This is a genomic window from Pseudomonas graminis (assembly GCF_001705435.1).
Taxonomy (GTDB): Bacteria; Pseudomonadota; Gammaproteobacteria; order Pseudomonadales; family Pseudomonadaceae; genus Aquipseudomonas; species Aquipseudomonas graminis_B.
The window spans coordinates 20,263-41,184 of the sequence record NZ_MDEN01000046.1 but is presented as its reverse complement, the minus strand read 5'-3'; the positions used below and the strand labels follow the sequence as shown (position 1 = coordinate 41,184).

Here is a 20,922-nt window from a genome sequence, read left to right as displayed (position 1 = left end):
TGGTTTAAACGACTTATTCGTCGTCGTTTGCCAGGCTAGTGTCATGGGCAATCAACGAAACCAGTGCGTTCTGCTGGCGGTGAGCCAACTGACGGAAACGCTGCAGCAGCTCGCGTTCGTGGAGCGAAAGCTCCGGACTGTCCAGACGCAGACTCGGCTCATCACCCAGTGCGCCTTCCTGAATCAGACTCTGCTCAATACGCGCAATGATTTCCGAGTTCATGCTGCGGTGGTGCTGTTTGGCGACGTCCGCAATACGCTCGCGCATGCCTTCCGGTAGGCGAACTACGAACTTGTCAGCTGTGCGACTGGAATAATTGGCCTGTTTCATAGGGCTCATATATTTAACCGAATTAGTTCAAAGAGAGAGGCGGTTTCTACATTAGGCCGCAGATGTCATGCTCTGACTGTCTTTTGGTCGAAATGTTCAACCAGCCCGCATAAAGGATCGCCATCCTGCACCAACGTGTCGATTCCTTGGCGTCAAATGTGTGACAAATATTGAACTACATAAAGGCTTTTAGCCAGCACCAATTATCCGAAATGCGTCCTGGTTTGCAAAGTGAAAGTCTGATCACCCTTGCAGTGCTGGGCAAACGCCGTGATGGCAATCTGTCTTCATCGTAGAGGGAGACTGAGGATAATACGAGGAGGCATTCAAGAAAGAGACGAAGGGTTCATTGCGCCCTTGTTGCTGTAGCGTAAGCCTAAGCCCACAGAGGCAGGGTATCCGGCGTCGTATGTTTGGCGACTTGATGCGCCAGCAAGTGCTGGCGAAGGGCCGGGGCTTGGCTTAACGCAAAACCGGGTCAAACTTGATACGGCGACCCACAAACAGCGCTGCAACGAACAGGCTGGCGAAAATTGCTGCGGCTGCTTTCGCCAGGGTACTCATGGTTTCCATTGACGGAGCCAGCAGTTGGTCAGTGGCGAGGGCCATGACGGCCAGGATCAGGAACGAAGTTGCTGCTTTGGACATGGCTGCTCTCTAATGGGTTGCTCTCTCATGGAAAGCGGGTCGAAGCCGTTGTGGTAGCTGATCAGCACCCGCTGTTCAGAACACCCAGCGCTCCGAGCGACTCACCGGCACGGCTTCTTCACTGTCATGGGCCAGAATGGCTTCCGTGCCCTGACTTGGCATGACTGCGAACCGTGGCGTTTGTGGCATGAGGTGATGAGGCTGAGCCTGAACCGCGATGCTCTCTGATTTCACGGTCTCTGACGTGCTGCCATCGTTCTGGAAGTGGAAGGCGACCAATGCGACAAGCGCGGCAGCATTGAGCAGGGACAGTGTCATGTTCATCTCGGGTACCTTCGCTTGGACGGCGTTCAGAGGGGTGATTCGCGAAGAGTATGTTGCAGTCTGCATGCCAACCCTTAGTCCGAAAAAATGCTATTAAAATCAATAGGATAATTAGGATTTTCAGGATTGTAGGGTTGCGTTTTGCAATAAGGCCCATGGCCATTGTTGCATTCTGCACGATAGCCCTATGATGTGAGCGAGAGGCAGCGTCTTACAGCTCCCATTGATAATGACGACATGACAAGCCAGCGCCTTGTCGTTAAGATGCACGCCGTCCGATTTGGTGTCCTCTTAGTTCAACGGATAGAACGAGCCCCTCCTAAGGGCTAGATGCAGGTTCGATTCCTGCAGGGGACATATCTGACTCGCTTTTACTCCCGCCCGAACACCTGTCTCACATCTCGCCCACCCGCCAGTCAACCCGAGCTGTCATTCATGCCTGCGCGCTCGCCTGTGGGTGCTGATCCGCGTACCACCGATTGCGGCCATTATTTTTCGCGTAGTAAAGATAGGCATCCGCCGCTTTGATCATGCCGGCAGGCGTCGTGTCTTCCCGCGCAGGGAACCTGACCGTCACGCCTGCGCTTGCGGTGACGATCTTTTCAGGATGATCGGCGTGCTCCAGCGCGAGCGCCCGGATGGCCTGCAGGATGTCCTCCACGAGGCGGCCCGCGCCCTGGAGGTCGGTATCCGGAAGCAGCACGGTGAATTCCTCGCCACCGTAGCGAACGGCGAGGTCCGCAGGCCGCTTCAATACGCCGCTGATGGCCTGGGCGACCTGCTGGAGACAGTCGTCACCCGCCGCATGGCCGTAGCGGTCGTTGAAGCGCTTGAAGTAGTCGATATCAAGCATGATCAAGGCGAGTGGGTAGCGCTGTCGTTTTGCCCGGCCGATCTCGGTTTCGAGGGTCATGTCGAGGCGGCGCCGGTTGCCCAGTCTGGTCAGGCTGTCGGTCAGGGCCATGTCTCTGACGGCCTGATGGGCGAGGCGAATCTCGCTCTCCATGGCCATCCGTCCGCGCAGTTGAGTGAGCACGATGAAGGCAAATCCGATAAAGCCGGCGACCAGGACCAGCAGCACAAGTCCGGACTTGAGCAGATCGCGACGCCACGGCCCGACGAAGGATTCTCTCGACAGCCCGGCAGCGACCACCAGCGGATAACTCGACAGCGCACGAAATCCATACAACCGGTACGTGCCGTCTACCACGGCTTTGATCTCGACGATCCCTTCGTTGACGGTCGGCAGGTAGCGTTTGAAGATCTCGCTGTCAGCCAGGCTTTGCCCCACCACGGAATGAATGAACGGGCGTCTGACCAGAATGGTCCCGTCTCGCATCGCCAGCACCAGCGCACCGCGATCATCAATCTTGAAGTCGCCGTAATAATCCATGAAGTAGCTGAGTTTGATGGTCCCCAGCAACACACCTGCGAACGAGCCATCAGCGTTATTCAGCCTTCGGGAGACCGGAATGATCAGCTCGCCTGTGGAGCGGCTTTTGACAACGTTGCTGATGCGCACACGGCGATCGGTGTGGGTGCGGTGATAGTTGAAATAGTCACGGTCGGCGTTGTTTGCGGTGTCCGGGGTCACGTCCTTGTCGGTGACGATCCATCGCCCGTCGGCACCATAGATGAACAGCCCGTGGAGCTGAGGCATGAGCTTCGATTGCTCCGCCATCAGTGTGTGGATGCGCGGAACGTTGATAGCGGCCAAGCCATCGCCCTCCACCCGCTCGCCCAGGGCGTAGGTAAGGATGTCGACTTGCCGGATGGCGTCCTCGGCGTGCTGCGCGGTGGCACGGGCCAGGTTGGTGACCGAGTCTCGGGCGAAGTCGTAGGCGTGGGTGTAATCGCGCCAGGCGCGCCACCCCTCGACCGAAAGGAACGTCATCAGCACCATGATCATGAACGCGAGGGTCAGGCGAAACACGGCTGTATTGCGCCCCGGCCCCAAGTCCAATAGATCGAAGGCGCCTGACGGCGGCGGATGCTGTTCGCCTCCTGGCATGCTCTCTGGCCTCCTGTGATATGTCAGCTGTTGACGGTGCGGACCGCTTTGGTCAGCGCGTCCGCCATTTCTTCCGCACTCAGCTGAGGGCTCAAAATAGTTTTTCGCATCGTCTCAATCGGCATGCTGGGCACCGGCGCTTCCTCGGGACGCTGTACGAAACTCAACCCGCCAGCGTTCCTGACCTCTACCGCGCCATCCGAACCGTCGGAGTCGCCGCCCGACAGCACCAGGCTGATCACCCGCTCGCGGAACACTTCGGCAGCCGTGGCGAACAGGCGATCGGCGGCAGGACGTGCGAGGTGTACCTTGGGGCCGTCGTCGAGATGAATGATCCCGGGCGAGACGATCTCCAGATGCCGGTCCGCAGGAGCCAGATACACACGGCCCGGCAGTACCGGTTCGCCTTCTTTTCCGTAGTCCACAGGCAGCGTCGAGTACCGAGCGAGCACAGACGCCAGGTAGTCCGGACCTAATGGGTGGGTGTGAATCACGATGAGCACTGCAGCGGGAAAATCCGCCGGCAGCTTGGCGAGGAGGTGACGGAGGGCCTCGGGGGCGCCTCGTGAACCTGCGATGACGACAACATCCCTCAGCACTTGCGTGTTTGTAGCGTCCATACCGTTGCCCCTCACTGGTTCTATAGGGTGGACACAACGCAAGCGCTTGCCGTTCATTTTCACGTCATCAGCGGCCGACGAATTCCTCGTGCAATTCGCGCGTCACTCGACGGGATCATGGGCAATAAAAAAGCCACGAGACGCGGAGTCTCGTGGCTTTCGTGATCAGCGGCATCGGAATCGATGCAACCGGTCAGGCGTTGTTACAGCGCCATGTCGCTGGCGGGCTTGCTTTCAGCAGGCTTGCCCGGCGCGGCAGTGCTGGTGCCGACGCTCTGATCGAGCACAGGCGGCTTGCCCAGTTGCAGCACTTCGGCGGTGTAGTTCCACTCTTGTTGAACAGCGGCTGGCGAGTCATTCAGCTTGGTGCCATAGCTCGGCACGATCTGATGGATCTTCGCTTGCCACTCAGGCGTCGCGACCTGGGTTTTGAAGAGCTTCTCCAGGACATTCATCATGATCGGTGCAGCAGTCGATGCGCCTGGCGATGCGCCCAGCAGGGCAGCGATGGTACCGTCCTGGGAAGAAACCACTTCGGTGCCCAGTTTCAGCACGCCGCCCTTGTCCGCGTCACGCTTGATGATCTGCACGCGCTGACCGGCTTGCCACAGGCGCCAGTCTTCTTTCTTGGCGTGCGGGAAGTATTCCTGCAGCGCTTTGAAGCGGTCGTCGTCAGACAGCATCAGTTGACCGGCGAGGTACTCGACCAGCGGGTACTGCTCCACGCCCACCTTGGTCATCGGCCAGATGTTGTGGGTGGTCATGCTGCTGAACAGGTCGAAGTACGAACCTTCTTTCAGGAACTTGGTAGAGAAGGTGGCGAACGGGCCAAACAGGATGACACGCTTGCCGTCCAGCACGCGGGTGTCCAGGTGCGGAACCGACATGGGCGGCGCGCCGGTGGAGGCGATGCCGTAAGCCTTGGCCATGTGCTGCATGGCCACGGTCGGGTTCTCGGTCACCAGGAACGAGCCGCCAACCGGGAAGCCTGCGTACTCCTGAGCTTCGGGAATGCCGGATTTCTGCAGCAGCTTCAATGCCCCGCCGCCTGCACCGATGAACAGGAACTTGGCGTCGGTACCGGTGGTGGTGCCGTCTTTCAGGTTCTTGTATTCAACGTGCCACGAGCCGTCGTCGTTGCGGGTGATGTCGTTGACTTCGCTGGACAGCTTCAAATCGAAGTTCGGGCGGGTCTGCAGGTACGACACGTACTGACGGGTGACTTCACCCCAGTTCACGTCGGTGCCGATTGGCGTCCAGGTGGTCGCCAGCTTCTGCGAAGGATCACGGCCTTCCATCATCAGCGGGACCCACTTGGCGATCTGCGCCGGGTCTTCGGAGTACTGCATCGGGCGGAACAGCGGGCTGGCTTGCAGCGCGTCATAACGCTTTTTCAGGAATTTGATGTTGTCATCGCCCCACACAAAGCTCATGTGCGGTGTGGTGTTGATGAACGAAGGCGGGTTCTTCAGGACGTTCTGGCGGACCTGCCAGGACAGAAACTGACGGGTGACCTGGAAGGCTTCGTTGATCTCGATGGCTTTGGAGATATTGACCTTGCCGTCTTTGTCTTCAGGCGTGTAGTTCAGCTCGGCGAGACCGGAGTGACCGGTGCCGGCATTGTTCCAGCCGTTGGAGCTTTCTTCGGCGACGGCGTCGAGGCGCTCGACCATTTCCATCGACCAGCTTGGTTCGAGTTCATTGAGCCAGACGCCCAGGGTCGAACTCATGATGCCGCCGCCGATCAGCAGGACATCGACTTTCTTGCTCTCTGCGGCGTGGGCTTGCAGGAAGGTGGCCGAAATCGCGAGGCCCAGTAGAGCGGTGCTCGTTTTCTTGAACATCGAATCATCCAATAGATAGAAAGTTATCCGCCTGCCGCATTCGTCGCGCAACGTCCTGCAGTGCCGGGCGCCATCGTGCGGCGCGAACGTCAGACAGGCTTCGCTCTCGGAAAACGAGGAGGAAGGGTCAAGAGGCCAGTCAACAGGTCGACCTCGTGTTCTATGTCCCTCGGCGCTGTGCTTTTTATTCGATCATTGGAATCAGCAGCTTGAGTAAACATCATCCACCGCAGAACCTGGTCATCAGGTCCATCCCCTGCGGCGGGCGGGGATTGTACCCGAAATGTCATTTTCGACAAATCGAGTGTCAAATTAGTCAATACGCCATTTTGTCTCAGGGGGACGATTGGCTGGCCTGGCGCCGAAACGCCAAGCGGATTACAGCGTAAATTTGCCCACCATGCCGTGGAACGACACGGCCAGTCGCGACAACGCCTGACTCGACGCGCTGGTCTGATTGGCGCCTGCCGCGGTCTGCGTCGACAGGTCCTGAATGTTCACCAGATTGCGGTCTACCTCGCGAGCCACTTGCGCCTGTTCCTCGGCCGCGCTGGCGATCACCAGATTACGTTCGTTCATCTGGCTGACGCCTTCGCTGATGCGCTCCAGTGCCCGGCCGGCTTCGGTGGCCAGTGACTGGGTATGCACGGCGATCGCCTGGCTCTTGCCCATGGCCTGCACGGCTTCGTCGGCGCCATTGCGCACCTTGGTGATCATTGATTCGATTTCGCCGGTGGAGGTCTGGGTGCGGTGGGCGAGGGCACGTACTTCGTCCGCCACCACCGCAAAGCCTCGACCCTGCTCGCCGGCGCGGGCGGCTTCAATGGCCGCGTTGAGCGCCAGCAGGTTGGTCTGCTCGGCAATCCCGCGGATCACGTCGAGCACTTTGGTGATGTCGCGGATCTGCCCGGCCAGCGCTCCGACGCGCTCGGTCGATTCGGTGATTTCCACGGTCATGGTGTTCATCGCGGTGACAGCCTGCTGGACTTGTTGCTGACCCTTGATGGCGTCTTCGGAAGTCTGCGCAGAAACCTGCGACGCGCTGGCGGCGTTACGCGCCACTTCTTCCACCGCGGCGGTCATCTCGTTGACGGCCGTGGCGGCCTGCTGGATTTCATCGTTCTGACGCATCAGCCCGCGGGTGCTGTCGTCGGTCACCATGGTCAGCTCTTCAGCCGCAGAAGCCAGTTGATCCGAGGCGGTGGCGATCTGCTGAACCGTGCCTTTGAGGCTGCCCTGCATGGTGGACAGCGCCTTGAGCAACTGCCCGGTTTCGTCCTGGCCGCCGACGTGGATGGGCTGACTCAGATCGCCGGCCGCCACTCGAGTGGCGCTTGCCACCGATTGATAGATCGGACGGGTGATCATGCGCGTGACGATCAGCCCCAGCGCAATGGCGCACACCACCGCGATCAGCGAACCGATGATCAGAATCCACGTCACCTGGGTGTCGGTTTCAACCCCGGCCTGTGCCTGCTCGTTGGCCTGGCGCAGATTGGATTCGATCATGATTTTCAATTCGCCCATGGTCTTGCGATAGCTGGGCGTCACGCTGGTCGCGGCCAGTTTGCTGGCTTGCTCCAGGTCTCCGCTCTGCGCCACAGACAGCGCATTGAGGGCGGCGCTGATATAAGCGGCCCAGTCGCGTTCGAAGTCATCGCCTGCGGCTTTTTCATCCGGATCGAGCGGCGTGGCGCGGTAGGTCTTGAAGTCCGTCTCGGCCTGGGCCTGGTTTTCTTTCAGTGACTGGATCGCGGCGTTGATGTCTTCAGGGTTGGCTTTGAGCGCGCTCAGTCCGATGGCCTTGAAAAAGTCGCGGTTGGTGGCGATGACGTTGGCCTTGACCGAATCGACCTTGGCGATCGACACCAGGTTGTCGCTCACCGTATTTTCAAACAGCTCGTACAGGCGCGAGATACCGCTCTGTCCCAGCACACCCACCACTACAGTGATCAGCGCACACAGGCAGAATGCCGAAAGGAGCTTGGTCTTCAATTTCAGATCGGTCAGCCAGGACATAGGGCGCACTCGGAGAGGGTGGGGTTGTGGCTGTTGGCTACGCGTTGCATGACTGGATATCGGCGGGACGGCCGAGGACTTTACCCATTCTCCTGCGCTTCCTTGGGCGTTGATCCTCCGTCGCAACGGCGCGTATGCGTCACTTTTCCCGCGCCGGGTGCCTAAGCTTTGCTCCCCTGCCGCCGATAACTCGGACAAGTGGCGTCATGCCGCAACTCTATTGGCCGTCTCTACCCCGACGTCGGGAACGAGACCGCCGCTCTTGCAAGTGCCTCAGGGCCGAATTTTTATCCGGTGACAGGAATCTCGATGCTGGCGTGGAACCAAAAAAACTTTCTGATCGTCGACGATTTTTCCGACTTCCGCAGTTCGGTCCGATCGATGCTGCGCGAGTTGGGGGTCAAGGTGGTGGACACCGCCGACACCGGCGAGGAGGCGTTGAAGATGTGCGCGCAGAAGCGCTACGACTTCGTTCTCCACGACTTCAATCTGGGCGACGGCAAGAAGAACGGCCAGCAGGTGCTCGAAGACCTGATGACCGATCGGCTGATCAGCCATGAAAGTGTGTTCGTCATGGTCACCGCCGAAAACAGCCAGGCGATGGTGATGAGTGCGCTGGAGTGGGAGCCGGATGCCTACCTGACCAAGCCGTTCAACCGCGCGAGCCTGGCTCAGCGTCTGGAGAAGATCGTCCAGCGCAAGACGTTGCTCAAGCCGATTTTGCAGGCGCTGGACCGTGGCAATCCGACCGAGGTGCTGAACGCCTGCGTCGCACTGACCCAACAGGAACCCCGCTTCGCGCCGCTTTGCCTGCGCTATAAAGCCGACGCCTTGCGTGACCTCAATCAGCACGAGCCGCTGGAAGCCTTTCTCAAGTCGATCCTCGCTGATCGTCCGCAACCCTGGGCCTATGCGGCGTTGGGCAAACTGTTGTTCAAGCGTGGGCGCCATGCTGAAGCGCAGACCGTTTACGAAGAAGCCATTCGCGCCTTCAATGCCATGCCGGTGCTGTATGACGGGCTGGCGGATGTGCTGGTGGCCACCGGCGATAGCAAGCGTGCGCAAAAGATGCTGGAAGAAGCGGTGCGCTTATCGCCCTACGCCGTGCGCCGTCAGCGTCTGTTGGGCAAGCTGGCGCTGGAAAACGAGGATTTCGACGGCGCTTCAAAGGCGTATCGTCAGGCCGTTTCCCAGGGCCAGTTTTCCCGCTTCAAAGACCCGGAAACCAACCTGGGTTTTGCGCAGGCCCTGATCAGCCGTGGCGGCGAACGCGGCCTGGATGCGCGCACCCGCGTGGAGATCAACCAGACCCTGACCGAAGTGGCCAAGGAAAACGGCAACGACGCCGGCCTGCAAGTGCGCGCGCGTCTGATGAAAGCCACCAGCGTCGCGTCCTCCGACCCTGAAATGGCCGCCAAGCTGACCGAGCAGGCGATGGAGCGGCTCGAGGGCATGGAGCAGTTTCTGAGCGCCGATGCGGCACTGGCAGTGGCTTCGCAGCTCAAGGCCCTCGGCCAGGAAGACGCTGGCGCGGGCATTCTGAAAAGCTGTGCCGAAATTTACGGTGACGACCCTCAGGTCATGCAGAACATCGCCAGGCAGACCGACGATCCTGAAATTCTGGGCGCGGGCAAGGCGGCCATCGATTTCAACATTCAGGGCATTCGCTGTTACCGCGCCGGCAAGCTCGGCGAGGCGCAGGACCTGTTCCGCCAAGGCCTGGCCCTGCAACCGAAGAACATCAGTATCGCGCTGAACATGGCGCAGTCGCTGCTGCACATGGGCGTTCATAACCTCGACGCGGCGAGCCTGGCGGAATGTCAGAACAGTCTGAAGATGGTGGGCAAGATGCCGGAAAGCGACGCTCGCTTCGAACGTTTCCAGAAACTGCGGCTCAGGGCTTTCGGCGAATGAAAGATCAGGATCTCGGGCTCGACTTCTCGATGGTGATTGCTTCCACCGTCCATGACATGAAGAACTCGCTGGGGTCGTTGATCCAGGCCCACGGCCAGTGGGTCAAGCAGCTTCCCGAGGCCTGTCGGGGTACGCCGGATCAGGGCGTCATCGACTACGAGTTCGCTCATCTCAACGGCATGCTCGTGCAGTTGCTGGGGCTGTACAAGCTGGGCGTGAACCAGTTGCCGTTGCGCCCGGATTATCACGAGCTGGATGACTTCATCGAAGCGCAGCTGGCTTTCCATCAGGAGGTGCTCGTCAGCCGCGGCATCACGGCCCGCTATGCGGTGGACGATTTCGGTCTGCCGGGGTTCTTTGATCGGGAGCTGGTGGGGTCGGTGGTGTCCAACGTGGTCATCAACGCCATTCGTTTTGCGCGCAGTGAAGTGCTGATCACGGCAGGCCAGGTCGGCGAGCAGCTGGTGATCAGCATCAACGACGACGGCCCGGGGTTTCCTGCGCGCATGATCGAGGAGCACACCGACTACGTGCTGGGCATTAACCAGAACAGCGGCAGCACAGGGCTGGGTTTGTATTTCGCGGCGAACATCGCCAAGCAGCACCAGCGAAAAGGCGTCCCCGGCCACATCGAAATTACCAACGGCGGCGAGCTGGGCGGCGGGTTGTTCAGCATTTATCTGCCCTGAGATTGCGTGCGCTTTGCTGCGGTCGAGAGCAGATCAAAGGCTTCCCGGCTAAAGCCGGTCCTACGAAGTGCACGCGTCGTTTTGTGGCGTTAAAGCTTCACGCCTTGCCCCAACACCACATTCAGCGCGTTGCGTGCATCGTCCAGTTGCACCAGCGTGGCGTGATGGGCACCCAGCGCATCGCGGTTTTCGATGGCGGTGAGGATCGCACGATGACGGGGCAGGGCCAGTTCGTGCAGGTTCGGGCGCTTGTTGGAATGCTTCAACGCCTCGCGCAGTGCCAGCGACAGCATGTTGCACAAGTGCGCGAGCAGGTCGTTGTGGGTGGCGTCGGCAATGCGGCTGTGGAAATCGAGGTCCGGTTGCAGCACGTCCTCGACGGTGGGCGCGGCGGCCATGCGGTCGTAGGCTTCGCCGATGGACGCAAGGTCTTCGGGGGTCGCGTGTTGCGCAGCGAGCGCGGCGGCAGCCGGTTCGATGATGCTGCGCACGCTGGTGAGCAGGGCGAAAAATTCATTCTGCGGCGAGCTTTGCATCAGCCAGTGCAGCACGTCCGGATCAAGAATGTGCCACTCCCGGCGCGGCTTGACCACCGTGCCCACCCTCGGCCGGGAATACACCAGCCCTTTGGCGACCAACACCCGCGTGGCTTCGCGCAGCACCGGACGACTGACGGCATATTCTTCACAAAGCAAGGCTTCGGCGGGGAGTTTGTCATCAGGCTTGAAGCGGCCCGAGACAATCTGCATGCCGATGTCCTGGACAATGCGCGAGTGCATGCTTTTACGGTCGGAGGGCTTACGGTAATCCATGGGGCGCGGGGCAATCCTGAGCGGTGAATGCGGCGCATCATAGCATTGGCGACAGAGCGCGAGGGTGGACTCTGCCTCCACCTGTAAGGGCGTGGCGCATTCAATCAATGGCTCCTAATCAATGGGAATGCCGTGGCACTTCCGAGCCGCGCATACCCACCAGGAAGTCAAAATCGCAACCCTGATCCGCCTGCATCACATGGTCGATGTACAACTGACGGTATCCGCCGATCAACAACTGTGGCGGCGCTTGCCAATCGGCCAGGCGCGCGGTCAGTTCCGCTTCCGGAATGTCCAGGTGCAAACGGCCGGTCGCGCAATCCAGTTCGATGAAATCACCTTCCTGCACCACCGCCAGCGGACCTCCGGCTGCGGCCTCGGGCGCCACGTGCAAAACCACCGTGCCGTATGCCGTGCCGCTCATGCGCGCATCGGAAATCCGCACCATGTCGGTCACGCCCTGGGCCAGCAGCTTGGCCGGCAGGCCCATATTGCCGACTTCGGCCATGCCTGGATAACCCTTCGGCCCGCAGTTCTTCATCACGAGGATGCTGCTGGCGTCGACGTCCAGATCCGGATCGTTGATGCGTGCCTTGTACATGTCGAAGTTTTCGAACACCACCGCCCGACCCCGGTGCTTCATCAGCGCAGGCGTGGCGGCGGATGGCTTGAGCACCGCGCCCAGTGGCGCAAGGTTGCCGCGCAGCACGCAGATGCCGCCGTCGGCGACCAGCGGATTGTCGATGGCGCGGATGACTTCATCGTCGCCATAGATTGGCGAGTTCTGCACGTTTTCCCACAGCGTCTTGCCGTTGGCGGTCAAGGCGTCGGGATGGGGGATCAGATTATTCTCGCCCAGACGACGCAATACGGCCGGCAAGCCACCGGCGTAGTAGAACTCTTCCATCAGGAAGCGCCCGGAAGGCTGCAGGTCCACCAGCGTTGGCGTGCCGCGACCGATGCGGGTCCAGTCGTCCAGCTCCAAGTCCACGCCGATGCGACCGGCGATGGCCTTGAGGTGGATCACTGCGTTGGTCGAACCGCCGATGGCTGCGTTGACGCGGATGGCATTTTCAAAAGCCTCGCGGGTCAGGATTTTTGACAGGCGCAGGTCTTCGTTGACCATCTGAACAGCCCGCATGCCGGACATGTGCGCCAGTACGTAACGGCGCGAATCCACCGCAGGAATCGCAGCGTTGTGCGGCAGCGAGGTGCCCAGCGCTTCGGCCATGCAGGCCATTGTCGAAGCAGTGCCCATGGTGTTGCAGGTGCCGGCTGAGCGCGACATGCCCGATTCGGCGGAAAGGAATTCGTCGAGGCTGATTTGCCCGGCTTTGTAGGATTCGTGCATCTGCCAGACGATGGTGCCGGCGCCGATGTCCTTGCCTTTGTGTTTGCCGTTGAGCATCGGCCCGCCGGTGACGACGATGGCCGGGATGTCACAGCTGGCAGCGCCCATCAACAGGGCAGGGGTGGTCTTGTCGCATCCGGTCAGCAGCACGACGCCGTCGATGGGATTGCCGCGGATCGCTTCTTCGACGTCCATGCTTGCCAGGTTGCGGGTCAGCATGGCGGTCGGGCGCAGGTTCGATTCGCCGTTGGAGAAGACCGGGAATTCAACCGGGAAACCACCGGCTTCGATCACGCCGCGTTTGACGTGTTCGGCGATGGTGCGGAAGTGGGCATTGCAGGGCGTGAGTTCGGACCAGGTGTTGCAGATGCCGATGATCGGCTTGCCCTGGAACTGGTGGTCGGCGATGCCTTGGTTCTTCATCCAGCTGCGGTACATGAAGCCGTTCTTGTCGGCGGTACCGAACCACTGGGCGGAGCGCAGCACGGGTTTCTTATTGGAATCAGACATAAATCAGCACTCTTATTGTAAGGCTTTATTTGTAAGACTAAAGGCTGCAGGTGCTGACTAAAATAGGCCGAAAATGTCACGAGTGGAAGAGTTGTAACCTCAAATAGTAATACTATATAGTCGATCTCAACCGAGGGACGACCCTGCCGGCTTCACCCGCAGCAATGCGCACACGAAGGCAGAGGCGATCCCCGCAGGCTTCCATAACAAAAACAATGAGGACCGCATCCATGAGCCAGGAACTCAGGCTTATTCGTCGCATCACCCTGAAACTCATTCCCTTCCTGATCCTGCTCTACCTGATTGCTTACGTGGATCGCTCAGCCGTCGGTTTCGCCAAGCTGCACATGGGCGCGGACGTCGGCATCGGCGACGCGGCCTATGGCATGGGTGCCGGCCTGTTCTTCATCGGCTACTTCCTGCTGGAAATACCCAGCAACCTGATGCTCGAACGCTTCGGCGCGAGGCGCTGGTTCGCGCGGATCATGGTCACCTGGGGCGTCATCACCATGGGCATGGCCTTTATCCAGGGCCCGACCAGTTTCTATGTCATGCGCTTCTTGCTTGGCGCTGCCGAAGCTGGGTTCTTCCCGGGCGTTCTGTACTACATCACCCAATGGTTCCCGGTCCGCCATCGCGGCAAGATCCTCGGCCTGTTCATCCTTTCCCAACCCATCGCGATGATGATCACCGGCCCGATTTCCGGTGGTTTGCTGGGCCTGGAAGGGGTGGCCGGTCTGCACGGCTGGCAGTGGCTGTTTCTGTGCATCGGCGCGCCGGCGATTCTGCTGACCCTGCCGGTGCTGCGCTGGCTGCCTGACGGCCCGAAAGACGTGAAATGGATGGACCCGGTCGAGAAGCAATGGCTCGCCGGCGAGCTGAAAAAGGACCTGGAAGAATACGGCCAGACCCGCCATGGCAATCCGCTGCACGCGCTGAAAGACAAACGCGTCCTGCTCCTGGCGCTGTTCTATCTCCCTGTGACCCTGAGCATTTATGGCCTCGGCCTGTGGCTGCCGACGCTGATCAAACAGTTTGGCGGCAGTGACCTGACCACGGGCTTCATTTCTGCCGTGCCCTACATTTTCGGCATCGTCGGCCTGTTAATCGTGCCGCGCAGCTCCGACCGGCTCAATGACCGCTATGGCCACTTGGCGGTGCTGTATGTGATCGGCGCCATCGGTTTGTTTCTCAGCGCGTACCTGACGGTTCCGGTGCTGCAACTGGCGGCGCTGTCGCTGGTGGCGTTCTCGCTGTTTTCCTGCACCGCGGTGTTCTGGACCTTGCCCGGTCGATTCTTCGCCGGGGCCAGTGCGGCGGCGGGCATTGCGCTGATCAACTCGGTGGGCAATCTGGGCGGCTACATCGGCCCCTTCGTCATCGGCTGGCTGAAAGAACTGACCGGCAATCTGGCCAGCGGCTTGTACTTCCTCTCCGGCGTCATGATCTGCGGCCTGATCCTGACCGGTGTGGTCTACCGCGTTCTGGAACGCAAGCACGTGTTGCCCGAATCGAAATTTGCCGCCAGCGCGCGCGGCTCTCGTTAACCGCAGGCCGCTCCGTGGAGCGGCCGTGTAGACCCCAAACAGGAGAACCCCATGCATTTAGTACAGTTCGAGCTGGGCAATGGCCAGCGTCGCGTCGGTCTGGTGGACGGTCCGCTGGTGCGCGAAATCCAGGGCGCGACCAGCACCCGTGAGCTGGCCCTGGCGGCCATCGAAAAACACATCTCCCTCGCCGAGCAGGTCGACAGCCTGGGCCTGGCTGACAATCACGATTACTCGCAGCTGCGCGCCGATTTGATGATTCTGCCGCCGCTGGACCATCCGGATCCGGCCCACTTGCTGGTCAGCGGCACGGGCCTGACGCACCTGGGCAGCGCCTCGGCGCGGGACAAAATGCACCAGCAAGGCAATGACGAAGCGGGCATGACCGACACCATGCGTATCTTCAAATGGGGCCTGGAAGGCGGCAAGCCGGCGGCCGGTCAGCTGGGCGTGCAGCCGGAGTGGTTCTACAAGGGCGACGGCAGCATCGTCATTCGTCCGGGCGAGTCGTTCCCGCAGCCTCCCTTTTCTGAAGACGCTGGCGAAGAGCCCGAGCTGAGCGGCCTGTACGTGATTGGTCACGACGGCAAGCCTTACCGTTTGGGTTTCGCCATCGGCAACGAATTCTCCGATCACGTCATGGAGCGCAAGAACTACCTGTATCTCGCCCATTCCAAACTGCGCGCCTGCTCGTTCGGGCCGGAGCTGCGGGTTGGCGATCTGCCGCAGAACCTGGCGGGCACCAGCCGCATCCACCGTGACGGCCAGGTGCTGTGGGAGAAGGAATTTCTCAGCGGCGAGGCCAACATGTGCCACAGCCTGGAAAACCTTGAGTACCACCACTTTAAATACGCCCAGTTCCTGCGGCCGGGCGACGTCCACGTGCATTTCTTCGGCACCGCGACGCTGTCGTTTGCCGACGGCATCAAGACCCGGCCGGGGGACAAGTTCGAAATCAGCCAGCATGAATTTGGCGCGCCGTTGATCAACGGTATTGCACCGGCCGAGGCCGTTTTCCAGCCGGGTGGCATCAAGCAGCTTTAAGTCATCAAGCCCTGCAGAAGCACGCTCCTGCAGGGCTTTTCGTATCCGCGTCCTGCACACCCCGACACCCCCATAAAAACAAAACGAGGTGCGACCCATGACCGCCACTGCCATCCCGCTGGAACGGGTCGATGTCGACGCGCTCGAGGACAGCATTTATCGAAAGGTGAGCTGGCGAATCGTGCCGTTGTTCATCGCCTGTTTCCTGTTTGCCTACCTGGACCGCGTCAACATCAGCTTCGCCAAATTGCAGATGGCCAGCGATCTGGGCTTCAGCGAAACCGTTTACGGCTTGGGCGCGAGCCTGTTCTTCGTCGGCTACTTCCTGTTCGAAGTGCCGAGCAACGTGCTGCTGCACAAGATCGGCGCGCGGATCTGGATTGCACGGATCATGGTGTCGTGGGGCATCGCGTCCGCGTGCATGATGTTCGTGCAGACCGAGTTCTGGTTCTACACCCTGCGCTTTCTGATCGGCGTAATGGAAGCAGGGTTCGTCCCCGGCGTGCTGTATTTCTTCACCCAGTGGTATCCGGGCTCACGTCGGGCGCGGGTGAACTCCTACTTCAAAAGCTCCATCTGCCTGTGCGGGATTGTCGGCGGTCCGATTGCCGGGCTGATCCTCGGTCACTTCGATGGCGTTATGGGCCTGGCCGGCTGGCGCTGGCTGTTCCTGATCGAAGGCATCCCGTCCATCTTGCTCGGCGGCGTGGTGTTCTGGCTGGTCAAGGACCGTATCGAAGACGCCACCTGGCTCAGTGATCAGGAGAAACAGGTGGTGCTGGCGCGGATGGCGAAAGAGGCCAAACCCGTCGTCAAACAAACCGTGAAAGACATCTGGAAGCACCCGACCACCTACGTGATGTCAGGCATTTACCTGTGCCTGGTCATGGCGCTGACCGGGCTGTTGTTCTGGATGCCGCAGCTGATCAAAACTGCCGGTGTGATCGATACGCTGAACATCGGCCTGCTGACGGTGATTCCGTATGTGGGCGCGGTGATCGGCAATCTGCTGATCGGCGCCAGCTCCGACCGCCACGGCGAGCGCCGCTGGCACATGGCGGGCTGCGCAACGCTGACGGCTGCGGGCTATCTGGTGTGTGCGTTGTTTCCCGGCCAACTGCTGCCGCTGATGATCGGCATGACCATGATCATGACCGGCATCATCGCCTGGATGCCGATCTTCTGGACCATCCCGCCGCGCTTTCTCACCGGTATCGCTGCGGCGGCGGGCATCGCGCTGATCAACTCCCTCGGGCAACTGGGCGGGATCATCGCGCCGTTCATGGTTGGCCGCATCAAGGACCTCACCGGCACGGCGACGCCTGCGCTGTTTGCGTTGTTCGCCGTCAGCGTGCTGGCCATCGCGCTGATCGTCTGGGGCATCCCGGCGCGTTACTACGCCAGGGAAGCGGTTCAGGACTAAACCTGCGGTCGCCAGACGCCGAGGCCAGCGCTTCGGCGTCTTTTCACCTATCATTCGCGCTTTCACTGATGCGAACGACTGCCATGACCTCGACACCTCAATCCCTGCGCACTGAACTCCAGAACGCGCTGACCGCCCACAGCATGCTGGAAATCGACGGCCTGCACGCCTTCGAATTTACCCTCGACGACATGCTCCAGATCGAAAGCATGGACGGCCGCGAGCGCAAGGTCTGGCGCTTCTCGCTGGCGCAGATCGACGCCGCCGAATTTGATGCCGAATTGCAAAGCTGGATCGTTAACGACGGCAACGCCGACCACCGCATCGTGGTGTTCAATGGCATCTCGGCGAGTGATGAGGACGAAGAGGGCGAGCAGGCGTAACCGCGCACTGTTGCACTGCAGAGGATTTGTAGGTGTGTGTATCGAGGGGACTGATTTATTTACAACGCTTCACCGTAAATCAATCTGTCCCCGGGCATGCGGCGGTCAACCGTAAGTCAATCCAACCCCGGCAAGCCTCATGCCCTCGCGGTTTCACAGCGCCCAGTCGGCAACTACTTTCCGCAATCCGCTGTCATAGCCGGAGACCCCCGCGCGTACGCCGCGCCAACAACTCCAAAAAGAGAACACCCCAAATGACTCCCAGACTTCTGCCGTGGTTAGCGCTCGCCAGCAGCCTTTCCGCGCTCTCTGCTCAGGCCAAACCCATGACTGATTACGACGTACTGGTGGGTTCCTACACCGCCGGCGCCAGCGAAGGCATCTACCGACTCGGTTTCAACACCCAAACCGGTCAGCTCGACGCCAAACCGCGTCAGGTGATCAACACTGAAAACCCGTCCTGGCTGACCCTCTCCAAGGACCAGCGCCACCTGTTCGCGGTCAACGAAAACGGGCCGGGCCAGACTGATGTCGTCGGCAAAGTTAGCAGCTACGCCATCGACCCCAAGACCCACGCGGTGTCGTTCCTCAATCAGGTCGAAACCAAAAGTGAGGAGCCGACCCATTCCAGCCTGAGCCTGGACGGCCGTTTCCTCTTCGTCGCCAACTACGCCGTGAACCCCGATCCGGGTGGCCTGCTGGCGGTAGTGCCGGTCGGCAAGGACGGCAAACTCGCGCCGGTGGTGCAGACCGCGACCCACGAAGCGAGCAAGGTCAATCCGGAGCGTCAGGCTTCATCCCACGTCCACGCCGCGGTACCGACGCCGGATGGCAAGTACCTGATCGCGATGGACTTGGGCGCCGACAAGATGTTCGTCTTCAACTACGACGCCAAGAAGCCCCAGCCGCTGCAACCCGCGAAAGTGCCTTCGGTCGATCTGCCAGCGGGCAGCGGTCCGCGTCACCTGACCTTCAGCAAAGACGGCAAGCACGCTTGGCTGACGATGGAAATGACGGCGCAAGTGGCGGTGTTTGACTACCACGACGGCGTGTTCAAGCAGACCCAACTGGTGGACCTCGCCAACAAGGAAGGTCAGCAAAACCGCGCTGCCGGTGGCCTGCACACCTCGCCGGACGGCAAATTCCTCTACGTTGCCAACCGTGGCGAAGTGAATGAGTTGCTGGTGTTCAGCATTAATGCTGCCAACGGCCAGCTCAAGGAAATCCAGCGCCGCGCCGTGGAAGGCAAGGAACCGCGCGAATTCGCCTTCGACCCGAGCGGCCACTTTGTGCTGATCGCCAACCAGAAGAGCAACCAGATCGTGACCGTTCGCTTTGACCCGAAAACCGGCCTGCTGGGCGACACCGTGCAGAAAGTCGACTTCGATTCGCCGTCCGACTTTCATTTCCTCACGGCCAAGTAATCCCCGAGCAAGCACCTCAGCGACACTTTGACGCAGGCTCAGCCCTTGGTTCTCAAGGGCTCCGGGCCTGTATCAATTCAGGTGATAAGGGCTAGTGCCAGAAAAGATTTTTTCCAGAACATCCTCGGGCGTAACTTTCATTCCACGGCCACGACGGTCAAGACTTGAAACGATACGCCACAGCGAGGTACCCACCATGAACTTCAATCTCTTCTCCATCATCGCCGCGTCCGCCATCTCCGCCACTGTTGCATTGCCCGCCAGTGCCAGTGTTGAAGCGACCGACAAGAAAGTCAGTTCGACCCAGAGTTACACCCCGAAGTACCTGCAACAAAGCGCCAACTTCTACGCCGCTCTGGATCACAAGATTCAACAATGAACAGCACTTCGAAGTGAATCCATTCCCCGTTAACGAACGTATCGTTGCCGGGGAATGGATTTGTAAAAACCTGATTTGATCTGCAACTTTCTGAAAGCCGGAAAACGCTTTCGCGAGCAACTTCGTCTTCTACAGGTTGATGCGACCCACTGACCACCGCGTGTCAGGCCATGCATCAAGTGTCGGCGAGCTTGTTCGCGAAAGCGTTGATTCCCTCCCCTTTGGTCCCCGTCTGCTGGATAAGCGATGGGGATTTTTTTGTGGGCTGGATTCAAGGGGCGACGCCCGGTTTCCAACAGCAGGCACCGATCATGTGGGAGCGAGCTTGCTCGCGAAGACTGCATTTCAGCCTCTGGAGATTTGGTGGATGTCCCAGCCTATTCGCGAGCAAGCTCGCTCCCACTTGGATTGATGTCAATAGGACCAATGCGTTGGTCTATCAAGCTGATTAACTTCTTGAATAATCAAGCCCGTCGATGTTTTGAATCGTCCGCCATCGTTTTTTAATAAGAGCACCTTCAAGCATTCTGGGCGCCTGAAACAGACACGTCCCGGAGCTTCAAACATGGCCACTGCCATCCTCAATTCAATCAAACACGGCGCTTATACCGCCATCGCGTTGTATGTTGTTTTCATAGCAGTGGTCACCGTCATCAGCACGAACCCACCACTCAATGCCCCGTCGCAGATGTCGACGCAAACAGCATCCGTTGAACTCAATCGCGCGGCAGTTCAGTCCCAGGGGCGTGCGTCGTGAAAGGCGCGAACTTCTGGGTGATTGTGTTTTTTGCGCTCATCAACAACGGCTGCTCATTGCTCGGCCATGGCGAAGGTTCGGTGGGCGGTGTGGCACGCAGCATGGCGTTCAAGACTGAGGTCGGGGAAGCGGTCGAGATGCAGCGCTCGCAGAAGCTCAACGCCGGCAACCCGCCGCCACGGCACAGCGAAATGATTTCGCCGATCTTTCAGATGGAAGTGGTGTAGCGAAAGGGTTTGGCTATTAACCAACGCGGTTGCAATCAGCCCTTGGCCATCGCGGTGATGAACAGGTCCGATGCGAGAAATCGCTGTAACCAGCGTTGTAGGTTGGGGTAGGGGCTTTGCCAGAACCAGTCCGCATCCACCGCGCAGAACTGCCGTATGAACGGCGCTATGGCGATGTCGGCGAGGGTCAGTCGATCGGTGATCAGAAAGTCCCGTGACGCCAGTAATTCGTTCAGCCTGTGCAGAAAATCCTCACCCCGCTGGCGGTATTCTTCCTGGGTGAATTCGGGATACCGCACGGCGTATTTGTAGTGATCCAGATCCTGCTTGAAGCTGCCGTCGTTTTCCGCGATCAGCTCGGCGATCTGCCGCTGCCCGTCGACGTCGTCGGCCAGGGACCAATCGTCCGGGTCATGCTGCGCCAGGGCCCAATGCATGATGTCCAGACTTTGCTCCAGCACCCGGTCTTGCAGCACCAGAACCGGCACCGTGCCTTTGGGTGAGCGTTCGAGCATCTCGGCCGGTTTGGCCTTGAGGCTGACTTCCACGGTATGCACCGGTACGCCGCAATACCCCAGCGCCATGCGGGCGCGCATGGCGTAGGGGCAGCGGCGGAACGAGTAGAGCGTCGGCACCGTCGATTCAGCGTGAGGCGCCGACGTCAT

General features: G+C 60.0%; 20 protein-coding genes and 1 tRNA gene. 11 read left to right on the top strand and 10 right to left on the bottom strand.

Annotated elements, in window-relative coordinates; all coding sequences use genetic code 11:
- Positions 1–13: 13 nt before the first annotated feature.
- From BBI10_RS01140 to BBI10_RS01130, 3 genes are all read right to left on the bottom strand, one after another.
- Positions 14–340, bottom strand: coding sequence for an Arc family DNA-binding protein (locus tag BBI10_RS01140; RefSeq protein WP_065986187.1), 327 nt, complete (start codon positions 338–340; stop codon positions 14–16).
- Positions 341–793: 453 nt separating this feature from the next.
- Positions 794–979, bottom strand: a complete 186-nt coding sequence (locus BBI10_RS01135; protein ID WP_065986186.1) for a PA3371 family protein — start codon at positions 977–979, stop codon at positions 794–796.
- A gap of 75 nt (positions 980–1,054) precedes the next feature.
- The gene (locus tag BBI10_RS01130; RefSeq protein WP_065986185.1) at positions 1,055–1,303 is read right to left on the bottom strand and encodes a hypothetical protein; all 249 of its coding nucleotides are present in this window, start codon (positions 1,301–1,303) and stop codon (positions 1,055–1,057) included.
- A gap of 285 nt (positions 1,304–1,588) precedes the next feature.
- Between BBI10_RS01130 and BBI10_RS01125 the strand changes: the two genes are divergently transcribed.
- Positions 1,589–1,660 (top strand) — tRNA-Arg (locus BBI10_RS01125).
- Positions 1,661–1,736: 76 nt separating this feature from the next.
- Here the strand turns inward: BBI10_RS01125 and BBI10_RS01120 are convergent.
- The 4 genes from BBI10_RS01120 to BBI10_RS01105 form a co-directional block, all read right to left on the bottom strand.
- Positions 1,737–3,314, bottom strand: coding sequence for a sensor domain-containing diguanylate cyclase (locus BBI10_RS01120; RefSeq protein ID WP_065986184.1), 1,578 nt, complete (start codon positions 3,312–3,314; stop codon positions 1,737–1,739).
- Positions 3,315–3,337: 23 nt separating this feature from the next.
- Positions 3,338–3,934 (bottom strand): chemotaxis protein CheB, encoded by a 597-nt coding sequence (locus BBI10_RS01115; protein WP_065986183.1) that lies wholly within the window; start codon positions 3,932–3,934, stop codon positions 3,338–3,340.
- Positions 3,935–4,137: 203 nt separating this feature from the next.
- Entirely contained in the window at positions 4,138–5,778 is a 1,641-nt protein-coding gene (gene mqo, locus BBI10_RS01110; protein ID WP_065986182.1) for a malate dehydrogenase (quinone), read from the bottom strand.
- Positions 5,779–6,156: 378 nt separating this feature from the next.
- Positions 6,157–7,797 (bottom strand): methyl-accepting chemotaxis protein, encoded by a 1,641-nt coding sequence (locus BBI10_RS01105; RefSeq protein WP_065986181.1) that lies wholly within the window; start codon positions 7,795–7,797, stop codon positions 6,157–6,159.
- A 309-nt stretch (positions 7,798–8,106) separates the two neighbouring features.
- Between BBI10_RS01105 and BBI10_RS01100 the strand changes: the two genes are divergently transcribed.
- Entirely contained in the window at positions 8,107–9,711 is a 1,605-nt protein-coding gene (locus BBI10_RS01100) for a response regulator (RefSeq protein ID WP_065986180.1), read from the top strand.
- Entirely contained in the window at positions 9,708–10,400 is a 693-nt protein-coding gene (locus tag BBI10_RS01095) for a sensor histidine kinase (protein WP_065986179.1), read from the top strand. The genes BBI10_RS01100 and BBI10_RS01095 overlap by 4 nt, the downstream gene beginning before the upstream one ends.
- An 89-nt stretch (positions 10,401–10,489) precedes the next feature.
- Here the strand turns inward: BBI10_RS01095 and BBI10_RS01090 are convergent, their stop codons facing one another.
- Together BBI10_RS01090 and BBI10_RS01085 are read right to left on the bottom strand one after the other, a co-directional pair.
- Entirely contained in the window at positions 10,490–11,212 is a 723-nt protein-coding gene (locus BBI10_RS01090) for a FadR/GntR family transcriptional regulator (RefSeq protein ID WP_065986178.1), read from the bottom strand.
- A 118-nt stretch (positions 11,213–11,330) separates the two neighbouring features.
- Complete coding sequence (locus BBI10_RS01085) at positions 11,331–13,073, bottom strand: IlvD/Edd family dehydratase (RefSeq protein WP_065986177.1); 1,743 nt, start codon at positions 13,071–13,073, stop codon at positions 11,331–11,333.
- A 230-nt stretch (positions 13,074–13,303) separates the two neighbouring features.
- Here BBI10_RS01085 and BBI10_RS01080 point away from each other — a divergent pair, with 230 nt between their 5' ends.
- The 8 genes from BBI10_RS01080 to BBI10_RS01045 all read left to right on the top strand — a co-directional run bounded on the left by BBI10_RS01080 (position 13,304) and on the right by BBI10_RS01045 (position 20,257).
- Positions 13,304–14,620 carry an MFS transporter gene (locus BBI10_RS01080; protein ID WP_065986176.1) on the top strand — a complete coding sequence of 439 codons (1,317 nt, stop codon included), beginning with the start codon at positions 13,304–13,306 and terminating at the stop codon, positions 14,618–14,620.
- 51 nt (positions 14,621–14,671) lie between these two features.
- Positions 14,672–15,664, top strand: coding sequence for an AraD1 family protein (gene araD1 / locus BBI10_RS01075; protein ID WP_065986175.1), 993 nt, complete (start codon positions 14,672–14,674; stop codon positions 15,662–15,664).
- Positions 15,665–15,761: 97 nt separating this feature from the next.
- Entirely contained in the window at positions 15,762–17,087 is a 1,326-nt protein-coding gene (locus BBI10_RS01070; RefSeq protein ID WP_065986174.1) for an MFS transporter, read from the top strand.
- Between the two features lie 83 nt (positions 17,088–17,170).
- A complete protein-coding gene (locus BBI10_RS01065; protein ID WP_065986173.1) occupies positions 17,171–17,470 on the top strand; it encodes a DUF5629 family protein in 300 nt (99 codons plus the stop codon).
- Positions 17,471–17,724: 254 nt separating this feature from the next.
- Positions 17,725–18,894, top strand: coding sequence for a lactonase family protein (locus tag BBI10_RS01060; RefSeq protein WP_065986172.1), 1,170 nt, complete (start codon positions 17,725–17,727; stop codon positions 18,892–18,894).
- Between the two features lie 196 nt (positions 18,895–19,090).
- Positions 19,091–19,273, top strand: a complete 183-nt coding sequence (locus tag BBI10_RS01055) for a hypothetical protein (RefSeq protein ID WP_065986171.1) — start codon at positions 19,091–19,093, stop codon at positions 19,271–19,273.
- Between the two features lie 565 nt (positions 19,274–19,838).
- On the top strand, positions 19,839–20,030 hold the full coding sequence (locus BBI10_RS01050) for a hypothetical protein (protein WP_065986170.1): 192 nt from the start codon (positions 19,839–19,841) through the stop codon (positions 20,028–20,030).
- Complete coding sequence (locus BBI10_RS01045; RefSeq protein WP_065986169.1) at positions 20,027–20,257, top strand: hypothetical protein; 231 nt, start codon at positions 20,027–20,029, stop codon at positions 20,255–20,257. The genes BBI10_RS01050 and BBI10_RS01045 overlap by 4 nt, the downstream gene beginning before the upstream one ends.
- 35 nt (positions 20,258–20,292) lie before the next feature.
- Here the strand turns inward: BBI10_RS01045 and BBI10_RS01040 are convergent, their stop codons facing one another.
- Entirely contained in the window at positions 20,293–20,922 is a 630-nt protein-coding gene (locus BBI10_RS01040) for a glutathione S-transferase (RefSeq protein WP_065986168.1), read from the bottom strand.